Consider the following 14,728-nt stretch of genomic DNA (forward strand, 5'->3'; position numbering starts at 1 on the left):
GCCGGAAGTGTCCGGACCGCGTCAAGCGTGTGCCCGGCGCCCAGATTGCCCCGAGTGGGGGACGGTGCCGAACGCCCGTTCAGGAACGCTTGCGTGCCGCCTCGTACAGCACAACTCCGGCCGCCACACCGGCGTTGAGGGACTCCGCGCCACCGGGCATCGGGATCCGGACCCGGAAGTCGCAGGTCTCGCCCACGAGTCGGGACAGGCCCTTGCCCTCGCTGCCGACGACGATGACCACCGGGCCTTCCAGCGCGGCGAGTTCACCGACCTCGTGCTCACCGTCGGCCGCGAGACCGACGATCGAGAGACCCGCCTTCTTGTACGCCTCCAGCGCGCGCGTCAGGTTCGTGGCGCGGGCGACGGGCGTACGGGCCGCCGTACCGGCCGACGACTTCCACGCACCGGCGGTCATGCCGGCCGCGCGCCGCTCGGGGACGAGCACGCCGTGGCCGCCGAACGCGGCGACGGAGCGGACGATCGCGCCGAGGTTGCGCGGGTCGGTCACCCCGTCAAGGGCGACGATCAGCGGGTCCTCGCCCTTGTCGTAGGCCGCGTTGGCGAGGTCCTCGGCGTGCGCGTACTCGTACGGCGGGACCTGGAGGACCATGCCCTGGTGGTTGAGGCCGTTCGTCATGCGGTCCAGCTCGGGGCGGGGGGCCTCCATGAGGTGGACGCCGCCGCGCTCGGCGACGAGCTGGAGCGCCTCGCGCACCCGCTCGTCGTTGTCGATGAACTGCTGGACGTAGAGCGTGACCGCCGGGACGCCCTCGCGCAGCGCCTCCACGACCGGGTTGCGGCCGACGACCATCTCGGACGTGCCCTTGCCGCCGCGGCCTCGCTGCGCGGGACGGCGCTGGACCTGCTTGGCCTTGGAGTTGGCGACGCGGTTCTTCTTGTGGCCCTTGCGCGCCTCGGCGGGCGGGGTGGGGCCCTTGCCTTCGAGGCCCCGGCGCCGCTGGCCGCCACTGCCGACCTGCGCGCCCTTCTTGCCGGACATGCGGCGGTTGTTGGCTGCCATGACCTACCTGTCTGTGTGACCCGTCTGGGGGTGCGGTGAATACGTACGTCTATGCAGTGTGCCGCCCGGGAGGCCGGGCGGCACAGTCGATCTTCGTTGACCGGGTGTGATCGGAGTGGGTTCAGCGGGGGCCGAGGGTCCAGCGCGGGCCCTGCGGGCCGTCCTCGATGTTGAGTCCGGACTGGTTGAGCTGGTCGCGGATGCCGTCCGCGGTCGCCCAGTCCTTGCGGCCCCGGGCGGCCTCGCGCTGGTCGAGCACCATCCGGACCAGGGTGTCCACGACCCCGTGCAGGTCTTCGCCCCGGTCGCCGCCCTCGCCGACCCAGTGCGGGTCCAGCGGGTCGAGTCCGAGCACCCCGAGCATGGCGCGCACCTCGGCGAGACGCGCCACGGCGGCTTCCTTGTCGTCGGCGGCGAGGGCGGAATTCCCCTGCCGGACAGTCGTGTGTACGACGGCCAAGGCCTGCGGGACGCCCAGGTCGTCGTCCATCGCCTCGGCGAAGGCCGGCGGCACCTCGGCGGCGGGCTCGACGCCTCCCCCGGCCTTCTCGACGACCCGCTGCACGAAGCCCTCGATCCGCGCGAACGCGGACTCCGCCTCGCGCAGGGCCTCCTCGCTGTACTCGATCATCGAGCGGTAGTGCGGGGTGCCGAGGTAGTAGCGCAGGACGATGGGTCGCCACCGCTTGACCATCTCGGACACGAGGACGGAGTTCCCGAGCGACTTCGACATCTTCTCGCCGCTCATGGTGACCCAGGCGTTGTGCACCCAGTACTGCGCGAAGTCGTCGCCGTAGGCCTTCGCCTGGGCGATCTCGTTCTCGTGGTGCGGGAAGATCAGGTCGAGGCCGCCGCCGTGGATGTCGAAGGCGGGGCCCAGGTACTTGTGCGCCATCGCCGAGCACTCCAGGTGCCAGCCGGGGCGGCCGCGGCCCCACGGGGTCTCCCAGTCGGGCTCGCCCGGCTTGGTCGCCTTCCACATCGCGAAGTCGCGCGGGTCGCGTTTCCCGGTGATGCCTTCCTCGGTGGGCTGGCGCAGGTCGTCGATGTCCTGGTTCGACAGCTCCAGATAGTCCGGGTACGACCGCACGTCGAAGTAGACGCTGCCGTCGGCCTCGTACGCGTGACCGCGCTCGATCAGCCCGCGCATCATCTCGATCATCTCGGGGACGTGGCCGGTCGCCCGCGGTTCGTACGTCGGCGGGAGGCAGCCGAGTGCGGTGTAGCCGTCGTTGAACGCGCGCTCGTTCTCGTAGCCGATGGCCCACCAAGGGCGGCCCTGGTCACGGGACTTGGCGATGATCTTGTCGTCGATGTCCGTGACATTGCGGATGAACGTGACGTCGTAGCCGCGGTGTTCGAACCAGCGGCGGAGGATGTCGAAGTTGAGGCCCGAGCGGATGTGACCGATGTGGGGGGCGGCCTGCACGGTGGCGCCACAGAGGTAGATCGAGACACAGCCCGCTGTGAGCGGGATGAAGTCGCGAATCTGCCGGGCGCTGGTGTCGTACAGGCGAATGGTCACGGTACAAGGGTAGTGGGCGTATGGCCGTGCCTCAGACGGTTGGGGCGATTGTTGTCCGCGGGCCGGTGGGGCTGGTCGCGGCCACGCGGCGGAGCCGCACATCGATACAGCCCCGCGCCCCTGAAACGCCGGACCAGTCAGCCGTGTTTGACCACCAGCGCCGTTGCCACCGCCATCAGACCCTCGTCCCGTCCCGGGAAGCCGAGACCGTCCGTCGTTGCTCCCGATACCGAGACCGGAGCCCCCGCCGCCTCCGACAGCAGCTTCTGTGCCTCGTCCCGCCGCTTGCCGATCTTCGGTCGTGGTCCTACGACCTGGACCGCCACGTTGCCGATGGTGAAGCCCGCCTCGCGGACGATCCTCGCGGCCTCTGTCAGGAGGGTGACCCCGGACGCGCCCGACCACTCAGGGCGGCCCGTGCCGAAGTGCTGGCCCAGGTCACCGAGCCCGGCGGCGGAGAACAGGGCGTTGCAGGCCGCGTGGGCGACGACGTCCGCGTCGGAGTGGCCGGCCAGGCCGGGGCCCTCGCCTTCCCACTTCAGGCCGGCGCACCAGAGGTCGCGGCCCTCCTCGAAGGCGTGGATGTCGGTGCCGATGCCGACCTGCGGAAGGGGGTACGTCTCAGAAGCCATCGTTCAGCCTCCTGCGGGTCAGGACCGCCTCCGCGAGGACCAGGTCCAGGGGGCGGGTGACCTTGAAGGCCTCCTCGTGGCCGGGGACGACCACGACCGTGAGGCCGAGCTGTTCGACCATGCTCGCGTCGTCGGTGACGTTGTCGGTGACCGTCTCGTGGGCGTGGACCAGGGTGGCGCGGTCGAAGCCCTGGGGAGTCTGTACGGCGCGGAGGCGGGCGCGTTCCGGGGTCGCCACGACCGGCTCGGGTGCGCCCGGTGTCTCGGCGGGCTCGACCTCCTTGACCGTGTCGGCGAGGGGCAGGGCCGGTACGACGGCGGGGGCTCCGTCCCGTACGGCCTCGATGACCGCGTCGACCGTGTCGACCGGGACGAGCGGGCGGGCCGCGTCGTGGACGAGGACGATGTCGTAGCCGGGCGGCAGGGCGTCCAGGCCGAGCTTCACGGACTCCTGGCGGGAGTCGCCGCCGGGGACGACCAGGAAGTCGGTGCGGTCCGGCAGCGCGTGGGCGTCGAGGAGGGTCTTGACCTCGGCTGCGCCGTCGGGCGGGGCCACGACGACGACCAGGGAGACCGCTCGGGACGCGGCCAGTGCGCGGATCGCGTGGATCAGCATGGGGGTGCCGTTCAGCGCGCGGAGCGCTTTGGGGGCGCCCGGGCCGAGGCGTACGCCCCGTCCGGCGGCCGGGATCACGGCGGCGACGGAGGACTGCGCCTGCGAAGAGCGCGAATCGTCAGACATCGGTTCCTGTCAGGTTTGTGTGCTCGACCTACGTGGGTATGGCCTCAGGAGTGCCGGGCGCGACGCCTTGACCGGACCCTTCCGTGACACCGGTCGAGACAGCTGCCCGGGCCCGGCACACCATTATCGGGGGATGTTTCTCCGACGTTCGACGGAGTCGGAGTCTCAGGTCTCGGAGTCTTCGACGGAGTCGCGGTCGGGGGCTCGGAAAAATCCCCTGAACATGCCGAAGCGCCCGGCGACAAGGGAGCTGTCATCGGGCACCACGGCATTTCAGTGTGCTGAGCAGGGCGTACCAGTCGCCTGCGTCAGGACGCGAGAACCTCGTCGAGCAGGGCCTCGGCCTTGTCCTCGTTCGTGTTCTCCGCGAGCGCGAGCTCGCTCACCAGGATCTGGCGAGCCTTGGCGAGCATGCGCTTCTCACCTGCGGAGAGTCCGCGCTCGCGCTCACGACGCCACAGGTCACGGACGACTTCCGCGACCTTGATGACATCGCCGGAGGCGAGCTTCTCCAGATTTGCCTTGTAACGACGCGACCAGTTCGTGGGCTCCTCGGCATACGGAGCGCGCAGCACCTCGAAGACCCGGTCCAGCCCGTCCTGACCGACCACATCACGTACGCCGACGAACTCCGCATTGTCCGCTGGCACACGCACCGTCAGGTCACCCTGAGCGACCTTCAGCACCAAATAGGTCTTGTCCACGCCTTTGATCTGGCGAGTTTCGATAGCCTCGATCAGCGCGGCCCCGTGATGGGGATAGACCACGGTGTCGCCAACCTTGAACGTCATGTGACAGGTACCCCTTCCGTGGCTATCCAGGGTAACACGGAAACTGCGGGTTCTGAATGGCGTTTTCGCAGGTCAGAGCGCATCTCGGGGCTTGACAACAGCAACAGGAACGTGCTGCGGAGGCCGAGCGGAAGAGGGTATTCGCAGGTCGGAGCGGCTCTCCGGGCGAGGTGAAACGCGTACGTTACACACATCCGGAGGCGCCTCCAAGCGGACGAACGTCCCTAAATGTCTGGTTCCAAGTGCTCGACTTCCGCTACTCCGTTCGGTGGCCGGAGCCCGGTACGAGACGAATCCGGAATTGATCACCGAAGCCCGTCGAGATGCCGGTGATCAATTATCCGAGGTGCCGTGCATTCTTCACCGAAAATCCGCCGGCAGACGTCTGAGCTGGTTATGTGAATGCCGGACGAGTGCCGGTCGCAAGTGACCCGCGAGTCACTTGAGGCACACGGGTACCCGGTTGAGGGAGGGTCGGGTGCGATGGTGCGGGAACGGCTCGGTAACCTAAGGCCGCTGACAGACACTTAGGGCGGCTTTATTCGGGAGTCGCCCTGCTCCGCCCACGTTCAAGGAGTAGCCGCCGCCGTGAGCAGCAGCCTTCGACGCGGCGCCCTCGCCGCCGCCACCATCGCGTTCTCGATCGCCTCCCTCGCCGCGTGCGCTGCCGGCAACGACGCACAGACGCTGGAGGTCAAGCCGGACAACGCGGCCGTCTCCGTCGGCGCCATCAAGGTGCAGAACGCGCTCGTCATCACCCAGCCCCTCACCGAGTCCGGCTCCGAGGGCGCGGGCCCGGCGGTGATCTCCGCGACCCTCTTCAACACCGGCAAGGACCCCCAGACCCTGGACTCCGTCAGCGTCGACGGCGCCGGCACGGCCACGCTGACCCCCGCCAAGGGCAAGGGCAAGCTGGTCGTCCCGGCCTTCGGCTCGCTCGTCCTGGGCGGCAAGGGCAACGCCTCCGCCGCGCTGACCGATCCCGCCGGCATCACGGACGGCAACGCCCAGAAGGTCACCTTCACCCTCAGCACGACCGGCGGCGTGAGCCTGAGCGCCTTCGTCGTCCCGGCCGACAGCTACTTCACCAAGTGGGGCCCCAGCTCGATCCCCTCGACGCCGGCCGCGGGCGCCACCGCGACCACCTCCGGCTCGCCGAAGCCGGGCAAGAGCACGTCGGCCACCCCGACCGACGCGGCCTCCGCGAGCGCGACGGCCACGGAGACGGGCACCACCACCGGCTGAGCGACAGTCGTACGTCCACGACGATGGGCGGGACCTCACGGAGAGGTCCCGCCCATCGTCGTAGCGCAGGTGAGAACGCGCTCGCGGTTTACGGCTCGAACTTGTAGCCCAGGCCACGCACCGTCACCAGGTACCTGGGCGCGCCCGGGTCCGGCTCGATCTTGGCGCGAAGGCGCTTGACGTGGACGTCGAGGGTCTTGGTGTCGCCGACGTAGTCGGCGCCCCAGACGCGGTCGATGAGCTGCATGCGGGTCAGTACGCGGCCCGCGTTGCGCAGGAGCATCTCCAGCAGGTCGAACTCCTTGAGGGGCAGGTCGACCTTGGAGCCGGAGACCGTGACCACGTGGCGATCCACGTCCATGCGGACCGGACCTGCCTCAAGGGCGGCCGGGGTGACCTCCTCGGGCTCGCCGCGGCGGCGCAGGACGGCCCGGATACGGGCGACCAGTTCGCGGGACGAGAAGGGCTTGGTGACGTAGTCATCGGCTCCTATTTCCAGGCCTACGACCTTGTCGATCTCGCTGTCCTTGGCCGTCACCATGATGACGGGGACGTTGGAACGGCCGCGCAGCTGGCGGCAGACCTCCGTGCCGGGCAGCCCCGGCAGCATCAGGTCGAGCAGGACGAGGTCGGCGCCGTTGCGCTCGAACTCGTCGAGTCCGTCGGGCCCGGTGGTCGCGATGGCGACCTCGAAGCCCTCCTTGCGGAGCATGTACGACAGGGCGTCGGAGAAGGACTCCTCGTCCTCGACGACGAGCACTCGGGTCACGGAAGGACCTCCGGGGCGGGAAGCGGTTCGTACGGGGATGGTTCAGGGGACGCCTCGACCTCGTCGTCGAGGTCGGGGTGCTGGTGGGCACGGTCGCGGGCCGCACCCGCCTCCGGCAGCCTCAGGGTGAACGTGGAGCCCTGTCCCTCGGAGCTCCACACCGTGACCTCCCCGCCGTGCGAGGCGGCCACGTGCTTGACGATCGCCAGTCCGAGACCCGTACCGCCGGTGGCCCGCGAGCGGGCCGGGTCGACACGGTAGAAGCGCTCGAACACGCGCTCCTTGTCCTTCTCGGAGATGCCGATGCCCTGGTCGGTCACGGCGACCTCGATGTGGTCGCCGCCGCCCGCGGAGACCCGGCGTGCGGCTATGCCGACGCGGGTGCGGGCGGGCGAGTAGTTGACGGCGTTCTCGACCAGGTTTCCGAGGGCCGCGGCCAGCTGGCCCCGGTTCCCGTAGACATGCAGGTCGGCGGTGCCGCCGGCGGCCATGGTGATCTGCTTGGTGCCGGCCTGGTGCCGGCAGCGGTCGATGGCCTCGGCGACGAGTTCGTCGACGCGGACGGGTTCGGCGTCTTCGAGGGGGTCGTCGTTCTGGACCCGTGACAGGTCGATGAGCTCCTGCACGAGATTGGTCAGGCGCGTGGCCTCGATCTGCATCCGGCCGGCGAAACGCTCCACCGCCTCAGGATCGTCGGAGGCGTCCATGACCGCCTCCGAGAGGAGGGAGAGCGCGCCGACCGGGGTCTTCAGTTCGTGGCTGACATTCGCCACGAAGTCACGTCGTACGGCCTCGATACGGCGGGCCTCGGTGAGGTCCTCCACGAGGAGCAGGACGAGCCGGGAGCCGAGCGGCGCCACCCGGGCGGAGACCGCGAGGGCCTCCCCGCGGCCGGTGCCGCGCCGGGGCAGATCCAGCTCGACCTGGCGTATCTCGCCGTCGCGCCGGGTGTCCCGGGCCATCTGGAGCATCGGGTCGACGGAGAGTTTCCCGCCGCGGACCAGTCCGAGGGCGTACGCCGCCGAGCTGGCCTTGACCACGGCGTCCGCCTCGTCGAGGACGACGGCCGAGGAGCGGAGCACCGAGAGCACGGTGTCCACACCCGGCGGAAGCACCGGGTCCGTATGCAGGGAGGTCCTGGTCGGTCGCTTCTGGTCGCGTTCGCTCCAGCGGAACGCCAGCATGGCGATGACACCGGTGAGTACCCCGGCGATCGCTGCCGCTGCGGCGACCGCCGCGTTCACGTCCATGCCCCCAGGTTAGGCATGGGATACCTCCTGGCCACAGCCATCGGAGTGCGACCTCGAACACTCGTCGCCCAGAGTTCACCTTGGAGCCAGTATTGATTCATTTGGGGTGGCGTAAACCGTCGCGTAGGAGCGGGAACGTGGGAGCGTGGGGTGGAAGGGCCGGTTTTTCGTCACAACGACAGGCCCGGGGCCCCTTGAGCCCCCGAAGCGAACGTAGGAGAGGGAACCCTGATGCGGGACGCGTACCACGAGGAACTTGACTCGATCGGTGACGGTCTGGTGGAGATGGCCCGGCTGACCGGGTCGGCGATCGGGCGCGCCACGACGGCGATCCTGGACTCCGACCTGAAGCTGGCCGAGAGCGTCATCGAGGCCGACAAGAAGGTCGACGATCTCCAGCACGACCTCGAAGCCCGGGCCATAGCCCTGCTGGCCCGCCAGCAGCCGGTGGCGACGGATCTGCGGATCGTCGTCACGTCGCTGCGCATGTCGGCCGACCTGGAGCGCTCCGGCGACCTCGCCCAGCACGTGGCGAAGCTCGCCCGGCTCCGTTTCCCGGAGCGGGCCGTGCCGCACGACCTGCACGCGACCATCCTGGAGATGGGCCAGCTCGCCCAGCGCCTGATGGCCAAGGCGGCCGAGGTCATCATCACGAAGGACGTCGACCTCGCGCTCCAGCTGGAGCAGGACGACGACGCGATGGACCTCCTCCACCGCACGCTCTTCCAGCACCTGCTGGACGACAAGTGGAAGCACGGCATCGAGACCGCGGTCGACGTGACCCTGCTCGGCCGCTACTACGAGCGCTTCGCCGACCACGCGGTCTCGGTCGCCAAGCGCGTGGTGTTCCTGGTGACGGGCGAGCACGCGGACGAGCTGCAGCCGGACATCCAGCCGGTGACGGGGGCGGAGGGCGCGTAGCTCTCCGCTCGGCCGGGGGGGGTCGCTGGAAACCGGGGTCATTTCTAACCACTGTCACGACCGGTGACTGGTTAGAAATGACCCCGGCCTGCGGAGAGGGCCGGGGGCTTGCGGGGGAAGCCTCAATGCGCCGTTGATGCGCCCGGCGAAGCGGGCATCCAATGGGCACAGGCACCAGCCTCTAGGAGGACCCATGGCCGAATCCCCCGCCACGACGCCGGACCCGACGCAGGAGCGCGAGACGCAGCAGCCCGCCGAGATCAAGAGCCTCCCGCTCTTCGGCGCCTGCGGCTGCGGCTCGGGCTGCGGCTGCGGGTGCCAGTCCGGCAATCCGTGCCAGTGCGGCTGACCGCCGCCCACTCCCTGAGGGGCCTCGGTGCTACGGCGCCGGGGCCCCTCCCGCGTGTTCGGCCGCCGGTGGCCCCGGACGCCGTAGAAGCGCAGCATTGAAGGGGGGAAAGCACGAGGAGGTGTGAGGCCATGGCTCAGTACATGGATGTACATCACGGGATGACGGGCATCACGGCCGACCAGTTGATGGAGGCCCACAAGGCGGATCTCGCCGTGGAGAAGGACGAGGGTGTCCACTTCGAGCGGGCCTGGGCGGATCCGGAGAGCGGGACCGTCTACTGCCTGTCGGAGGCCCCGTCGCCCGAGGCGGTCCAGCGCGTCCACGAACGCGCGGGGCACCGGGCGGACGAGGTGCACGCGGTGCCGTACTCGATCTGACGACCGGCGGCCGACCGTGATCTGAGTCAACAGGTCGGATCGGCAGGGGTGTTCGAGTCTTTGGTGCTGTTTGGGCAAAGGGTTCGGCATCGACAGTTCAACAGTCTTGTCCTGTGCATGTCTCACTCGATGAGATGCGCGGAGACCACTTCGTCCGGCTGACGGCCGGGCGGACTCCGCAGCACTCAGGGGGGATTCATGCGCATAGCCCGCACGAGACTGAACATCGCCGCCGCCACGGCCGCCTCCGCCACGCTCGCCGTCGCGGCGCTGGCGACCGCGCCGCTGGCCGGTGTCGCCGGCGCCGCGCCCGCCGCCGTACCGCGGACGAAGGTGATCCCGGCCATCACCGGACACACCCTCGCGCGCGATGTACCGACCCCGCTCAGCAGCGCGGAGTGCGAGGCCAAGTGGCAGATCGCCTGCTACAACCCGCTGCAGTACCGCACCGCGTACAACCTCAACTCCCTGTACCGGAAGGGCATTACGGGCAAGGGGCGGACGATCGTCATCGTGGACTCGTTCGGTTCGCCGACGATCCAGCACGATCTCGACACGTACAGCAAGCAGTTCGGCATGCACAGCGCCAAGGTGAACGTCGTCAAGTGGGGCAAGGTCCCGGTCTTCGACCCGACGAACGCGGACATGACCGGCTGGGCCGGCGAGACGACCCTGGACGTCGAGATGGCGCACGCGGTCGCGCCCGACGCGAAGATCGTGCTGGTGGAGACGGCCGTGGCCGAGACCGAGGGCGTCACCGGGCTGCCGGAGATGATGGACGCCGAGAAGTACCTGATCGACCACGGCGTCGGCGACGTCATCACCCAGAGCTTCGGCGCGACCGAGAACACCTTCCCCGGCTTCGACCAGGGCGACTTCTCCAGCATCAAGAAGCTGCGCTACGCCTTCGAGGCAGCCAACCGCAAGCACGTCACCGTCCTCGCCTCCTCCGGCGACGGCGGCGCCACCGACTACAACGCGGACGGCTCGGCCTTCTACGACAAGCCCGTCAACTCGTGGCCTTCTTCCGACCCGTTGGTCACGTCGATCGGCGGCACGCAGCTGCACCTGAACGACAAGGGCGACCGCGTCACGCCGGACAGCGTCTACAACGACTACGGCGCGGGCGGCGGCGGCCAGTCCCACGTGTTCGCCCGCCCGTCCTTCCAGAACGGCGTGAAGAGCATCGTCGGCACCCAGCGCGCCACCCCCGACGTCTCGATGGCCGCCGCGGTCAACGGCGGCGCGTGGACGTACTCCAGCTTCGACCCGACGGCCGTCGGCTGGGACGTCTACGGCGGCACGAGCGAGGCCAGCCCGCTCTTCTCGGGCATCATCACCCTCGCGGACCAGGCGGCGGGGCACCGGGTCGGCAACATCAACTCGGCGCTGTACGCGCTGGCCAAGCACGGCGCCAAGGGCAACGGCATCGTCGACGTGAACGACGGCACGAACAACTCGTACGCGGGCGTGACCGGTTACACCGCGGTCAACGGCTACGACATGGCGACGGGCGTGGGCACGGTGGACGCGCTGCGGTTCGTGCCGGCGCTGGCACGGGCCAGCCGACGCTGACCCGTCCCTTCCCATCCCATCGTGAGACGGCCCAGGTGCAACACACCTGGGCCGTCCGCCTGTTGACACGGCTCACACGGTTCACACGCTGACGGACTGGGCGTGGCCGACCTGGTCGAGGACGTACACGACCTGGTTGCGCGACTGCACCGGGATCATCGTGGCGTGGTCCGACCGCCACTGTCCGTTTCCGATACCGGACGAGCCGGCGCCCGAGCGGGTACAGGGTGACTTTCGAGAGGTCGTCCACGGCTTGATCGTGGCAGGGGGGGCGGCTCCTGCCAAGGATCTGTTTGCCGCCCTGCCACGGCGGTTGCTCAGTGCAGCCGCTCCGCCTCGTCGTACTCCGCCGCCCTGAATGTGGGCCAGTAAGTCATCTGCGGCTGGGAGCGCTTGATCATCGCCAGGAGGATCTCGCCGTGCAGCACGCGGACACCGATCTCGGCCCCGTCCGGGCCGGCGAGGTTGTCCACCACGTAGAGGTGGAAGCGCTCGGGATTCGCCTGGGCGGCCACGACCTGCCGGTGTTCCAGCGGCAGCGGCTCGCTGCGCGCCGAGCGGCTGAACGCCTTCACCTCGATCATGCGGGGTGCGCTGTCGACGTCGTACGGCAGGCCCGACGCGCGGACGTCCCTGGGCTCGCGGCCAGCGGCCCGTTCCAAGGCCAACACGTGTGTGATCGCGGCCTGTTCGGTCTCTTTGTTCCCCATGGCACCCCCTGAGTTCCTGCGAGGCCATGGTGTCGTGGGGGCCTGGGAGTTGGGAAGCACCGGTCGGCCACAGGGCCGGGGTCACTTCACGTCGACGTAGTCGGCCGCGCCGGTCGTCGGCTGGGTGAGGCTCGTGGCCGCGAAGTCGTAGCGGTACGCGCCGTCCGCCGTCGCCTTCACGGTGGACGTGGCCCAGCCGTTCCGGTCGGTCTTGAGCTTCTTCAGGGTGACGAAGGGGCCGCTCGTACCCTTGCGGTACTGGAGCAGCACCTGGTGCCCGATGAGGGGCACGTTCTTCTTCTGCTCCCAACTGGCCACCGTCATCCGGGCCTTGACCGTGATGTTCGTGCCCTTCTTCACCGGGTCCGGGGTGACGACGGTCTGGGACAGATAGGTCTGGCGCTTGACGCGTGCGAAGTAGGCGCCCTCCCCGCGGGTGACGTTGCCGGCGCCGTCGACGGCCACGGGGGCCATGTACCAGAGGCCGGCGAGGGCGTTGCTGCGGAGGTTGACGCTCGGGTCGGCGGTCACGAGGGCCTCGCAGTAGGAGGTGAGCTCGTTGATCTTGTGGCACTGGGCGGACCCGGACATGACCCCGTCGGCCTTCGCCCGGTCCTCTGCGCCGTGCCACAGCTCGAACGACACGCTCTTGACGCCGGAGGGGTCGCTGACCGTCGCGGAGACCGAGAACACCCTCTTCTTCGCGGCCTCGACGCCGACGGTGTAGTCGAGGTTGTGGTTGACGTCGATGTTCACGAACGTCGTGGCCGAGTCGCTCTGGTCGGCCACGGCGGCCGGAACGGTGAGAGCGGTGACGGCCAGGGCGGCGCTGAGAGCGGCGGCGGTCGCGGCGGCGACAGTGGTGCGTCTGCGCATGGTGTGGTTCCCCCCACGTGTGATGCGTCGAGTGGTGACTTCACCCGCATCAGACAGAGGGGGCGGGTGGGAGGTTGTGCATGATCGCCGCCCCACCCCATCTCTTAACTTCGGCTTCTCCAGGGGTTGTTGGGATCACCGGGTGCCGGTCACCGGACTGCCCGCCCGTCCGTCGGCCTACGAACCGATGGGCAACTCGCGGGCTCGCCGGCGTGCTTCGGCCCGCAGCCCCTTCAGCCGGCCGTGGAAGGCGTTGCGGCGGTTCTGGTCGAGGTTCAGCGGGAGGTCGAGTCGGGAGATGAACTGTGACTCCAGGTCCCATGGTTCGCTCCGCTCGATCCAGCACACCCGCGCGTTGTTGCCTCGGCAGTGACAGCGCACCCGCTCGCGCAAGTTCTGCGTGCTGGTCCGGTTCGCCATGTACCGCGGGGCCATGCCGACGTAGAGCAGGCGTCCGGCGTCCAGGTCCGGGTGGGACGACTGTTCGAAGTGCCATCCGTAGACCCCTGCCACCGCTGGGACAGGACTCGGGCGCGCCACGGCTGATCGTCGCAGGCTACTGGGCGACGCTGACGCGGCTGGTCGCGGACTGAAGCCAGGGCCTCTTGGCAGCTCGGGATTGCGAAGCCGACCGAGATCCAGGAGACCCTGTTGCCGCAGTTGTGCACGCTCGCGCCGATGAAATTCAACTCGGCTGCTCCGTCGTGCGATTAACGCGCCATCTTCTTGAGAGTCCAGTCAAGCGTCATTGCTGACTTGCTCGTGGTGGAAGCAGTGAACATGGTGCCGCCGGAATCGGTCCGCATCTCGGAAGTGCCGCCGCACTGTACGTCCGTGGCCTTTCCCCCGGTGGGCTGGACATGCACCAGTCCCTTACCCCGGCAGGTCAGAACGAGCTCCCCGGCCACCCCCGGTGTGCTGTCGGCACCGAAGTGGACAGGCGTCCCGGCGACAAGGCGCAGCCCTGTCCCAGAGGCGGTCACATGCAGAGCCGATGCCGTATGGGACGGGCCGGCCGTCGCGGAAGGGTGAGCGCCGGCGGTAGCTCGATCTGTCGGGTGACCGCCGCATCCCGCCAATGCCACACCGGCAGCCAGAGCCGCCCAAGCGGCAGGCGCACGCTTCATGAACTGGTCTCCCAGTACTTGATACGGATGGAGTAGGAAGGCGCCGTCAGAGTACCCGAGCCAATGGTTTTGACATTGCAAGGGGCGACGATCTCGGTCTTCTTCCAGGGTATTTTGTATCCGTCCGATCCCGGCTTGGCATTCCCGATCTTGTGGGGGCTGACCGAGTAAGTTCCGGTCAAGGTCGTCGAAGCCGTGATGGAGCCGTGGAGCGTGACGGACAGACTTGCCTCGGCTTTGGCGATCAGCCCGTTGATCTCGCTTTTCGCCGTACCGGTCACGGACGCGCCGACGGTGGCACCCGCTTGGAATGCGACGCTCATCGTGCCGCCCTTGGGGCCGTACGGGCCGGAGCGGAAGACAGGGACTGGCGCGCCGATGAAGTAGCCCTTCTTGGCCCCGAAGCTGGTGGCGACCTCGCCCACTTCGGGGCAGGCCTGCGGGCGGGCAGTCACCGCGTCAGCCGCTTGGGCGGCCGGCGCGGTAACCAGACTTGCCGATGCGATTGTCACGAGCGCGGCTATTGAGGCCCTGAGCATGAATCCCCCTGGTCAGGCATGGTGCATGGTGATCTTGGTCGACCAGGAACGTAGCGCACCCACAGATAATCGATCAACAGTTTTGAGACGAACTTGAGGCGCCTCACTTTTTGACGTTCCATCAGAGGGCATTCCATCAGAGGGCATTCAATTCAGGCAGAGATCGTCGCCCTGCATGCCCTTAGCAGCTGTTGTCAGAGTTCAACTCGGCTGCTCCGTCGCGCAATTGGGTCGCTCACCGGTTCCGGAATGCGGCCGATCACCCGGAGCGAGTTC

General features: G+C 68.7%; 16 protein-coding genes. 5 read left to right on the forward strand and 11 right to left on the reverse strand.

Annotated features, from left to right (window positions below; genetic code table 11):
* Positions 1-79: 79 nt before the first annotated feature.
* From rlmB to OG496_RS26650, 5 genes are all read right to left on the reverse strand, one after another.
* Complete coding sequence (rlmB, locus tag OG496_RS26630; protein ID WP_328682210.1) at positions 80-1,021, reverse strand: 23S rRNA (guanosine(2251)-2'-O)-methyltransferase RlmB; 942 nt, start codon at positions 1,019-1,021, stop codon at positions 80-82.
* Between the two features lie 121 nt (positions 1,022-1,142).
* Positions 1,143-2,546 (reverse strand): cysteine--tRNA ligase, encoded by a 1,404-nt coding sequence (gene cysS / locus OG496_RS26635; RefSeq protein WP_405972667.1) that lies wholly within the window; start codon positions 2,544-2,546, stop codon positions 1,143-1,145.
* Positions 2,547-2,683: 137 nt separating this feature from the next.
* Positions 2,684-3,178 (reverse strand): 2-C-methyl-D-erythritol 2,4-cyclodiphosphate synthase, encoded by a 495-nt coding sequence (gene ispF / locus OG496_RS26640; protein ID WP_405972668.1) that lies wholly within the window; start codon positions 3,176-3,178, stop codon positions 2,684-2,686.
* Positions 3,168-3,920, reverse strand: a complete 753-nt coding sequence (ispD, locus tag OG496_RS26645) for a 2-C-methyl-D-erythritol 4-phosphate cytidylyltransferase (protein WP_366496664.1) — start codon at positions 3,918-3,920, stop codon at positions 3,168-3,170. Before ispD ends, ispF begins: the two co-directional genes overlap by 11 nt.
* A gap of 308 nt (positions 3,921-4,228) precedes the next feature.
* Entirely contained in the window at positions 4,229-4,711 is a 483-nt protein-coding gene (locus tag OG496_RS26650) for a CarD family transcriptional regulator (protein ID WP_003953493.1), read from the reverse strand.
* 588 nt (positions 4,712-5,299) lie between these two features.
* On the opposite strand from OG496_RS26650, the gene OG496_RS26655 reads away from it, so the two are divergent.
* Entirely contained in the window at positions 5,300-5,956 is a 657-nt protein-coding gene (locus OG496_RS26655) for a DUF461 domain-containing protein (RefSeq protein ID WP_405972669.1), read from the forward strand.
* Positions 5,957-6,044: 88 nt separating this feature from the next.
* On the opposite strand, the gene OG496_RS26660 is transcribed toward OG496_RS26655, so the two are convergent.
* Both OG496_RS26660 and OG496_RS26665 read right to left on the reverse strand, forming a co-directional pair.
* On the reverse strand, positions 6,045-6,725 hold the full coding sequence (locus OG496_RS26660) for a response regulator transcription factor (protein ID WP_009340348.1): 681 nt from the start codon (positions 6,723-6,725) through the stop codon (positions 6,045-6,047).
* Complete coding sequence (locus OG496_RS26665) at positions 6,722-7,975, reverse strand: ATP-binding protein (protein WP_318017122.1); 1,254 nt, start codon at positions 7,973-7,975, stop codon at positions 6,722-6,724. The genes OG496_RS26660 and OG496_RS26665 overlap by 4 nt, the downstream gene beginning before the upstream one ends.
* A 231-nt stretch (positions 7,976-8,206) precedes the next feature.
* On the opposite strand from OG496_RS26665, the gene phoU reads away from it, so the two are divergent.
* The 4 genes from phoU (at position 8,207) to OG496_RS26685 (ending at position 11,200) form a co-directional block, all read left to right on the forward strand.
* Positions 8,207-8,896, forward strand: coding sequence for a phosphate signaling complex protein PhoU (phoU, locus tag OG496_RS26670; protein ID WP_266858549.1), 690 nt, complete (start codon positions 8,207-8,209; stop codon positions 8,894-8,896).
* A 193-nt stretch (positions 8,897-9,089) separates the two neighbouring features.
* Entirely contained in the window at positions 9,090-9,245 is a 156-nt protein-coding gene (locus tag OG496_RS26675; RefSeq protein ID WP_019062518.1) for a hypothetical protein, read from the forward strand.
* Positions 9,246-9,376: 131 nt separating this feature from the next.
* The gene (locus OG496_RS26680; RefSeq protein ID WP_366496662.1) at positions 9,377-9,625 is read left to right on the forward strand and encodes an SCO4226 family nickel-binding protein; all 249 of its coding nucleotides are present in this window, start codon (positions 9,377-9,379) and stop codon (positions 9,623-9,625) included.
* Between the two features lie 198 nt (positions 9,626-9,823).
* A complete protein-coding gene (locus tag OG496_RS26685; protein WP_405972670.1) occupies positions 9,824-11,200 on the forward strand; it encodes a protease in 1,377 nt (458 codons plus the stop codon).
* 317 nt (positions 11,201-11,517) lie between these two features.
* Here the strand turns inward: OG496_RS26685 and OG496_RS26690 are convergent, their stop codons facing one another.
* The 4 genes from OG496_RS26690 to OG496_RS26705 all read right to left on the reverse strand — a co-directional run bounded on the left by OG496_RS26690 (position 11,518) and on the right by OG496_RS26705 (position 14,425).
* A complete protein-coding gene (locus OG496_RS26690) occupies positions 11,518-11,910 on the reverse strand; it encodes a DUF3883 domain-containing protein (RefSeq protein WP_405972671.1) in 393 nt (130 codons plus the stop codon).
* A gap of 81 nt (positions 11,911-11,991) precedes the next feature.
* A complete protein-coding gene (locus OG496_RS26695; protein WP_405972672.1) occupies positions 11,992-12,786 on the reverse strand; it encodes a calcium-binding protein in 795 nt (264 codons plus the stop codon).
* 177 nt (positions 12,787-12,963) lie between these two features.
* Positions 12,964-13,299, reverse strand: coding sequence for a GIY-YIG nuclease family protein (locus tag OG496_RS26700; RefSeq protein ID WP_405972673.1), 336 nt, complete (start codon positions 13,297-13,299; stop codon positions 12,964-12,966).
* Positions 13,300-13,909: 610 nt separating this feature from the next.
* Positions 13,910-14,425 (reverse strand): hypothetical protein, encoded by a 516-nt coding sequence (locus tag OG496_RS26705; protein WP_366496657.1) that lies wholly within the window; start codon positions 14,423-14,425, stop codon positions 13,910-13,912.
* Between the last annotated feature and the right edge of the window lie 303 nt (positions 14,426-14,728).

The organism is Streptomyces sp. NBC_00988, assembly GCF_045162645.1.
Taxonomy (GTDB): domain Bacteria; phylum Actinomycetota; class Actinomycetes; order Streptomycetales; family Streptomycetaceae; genus Streptomyces.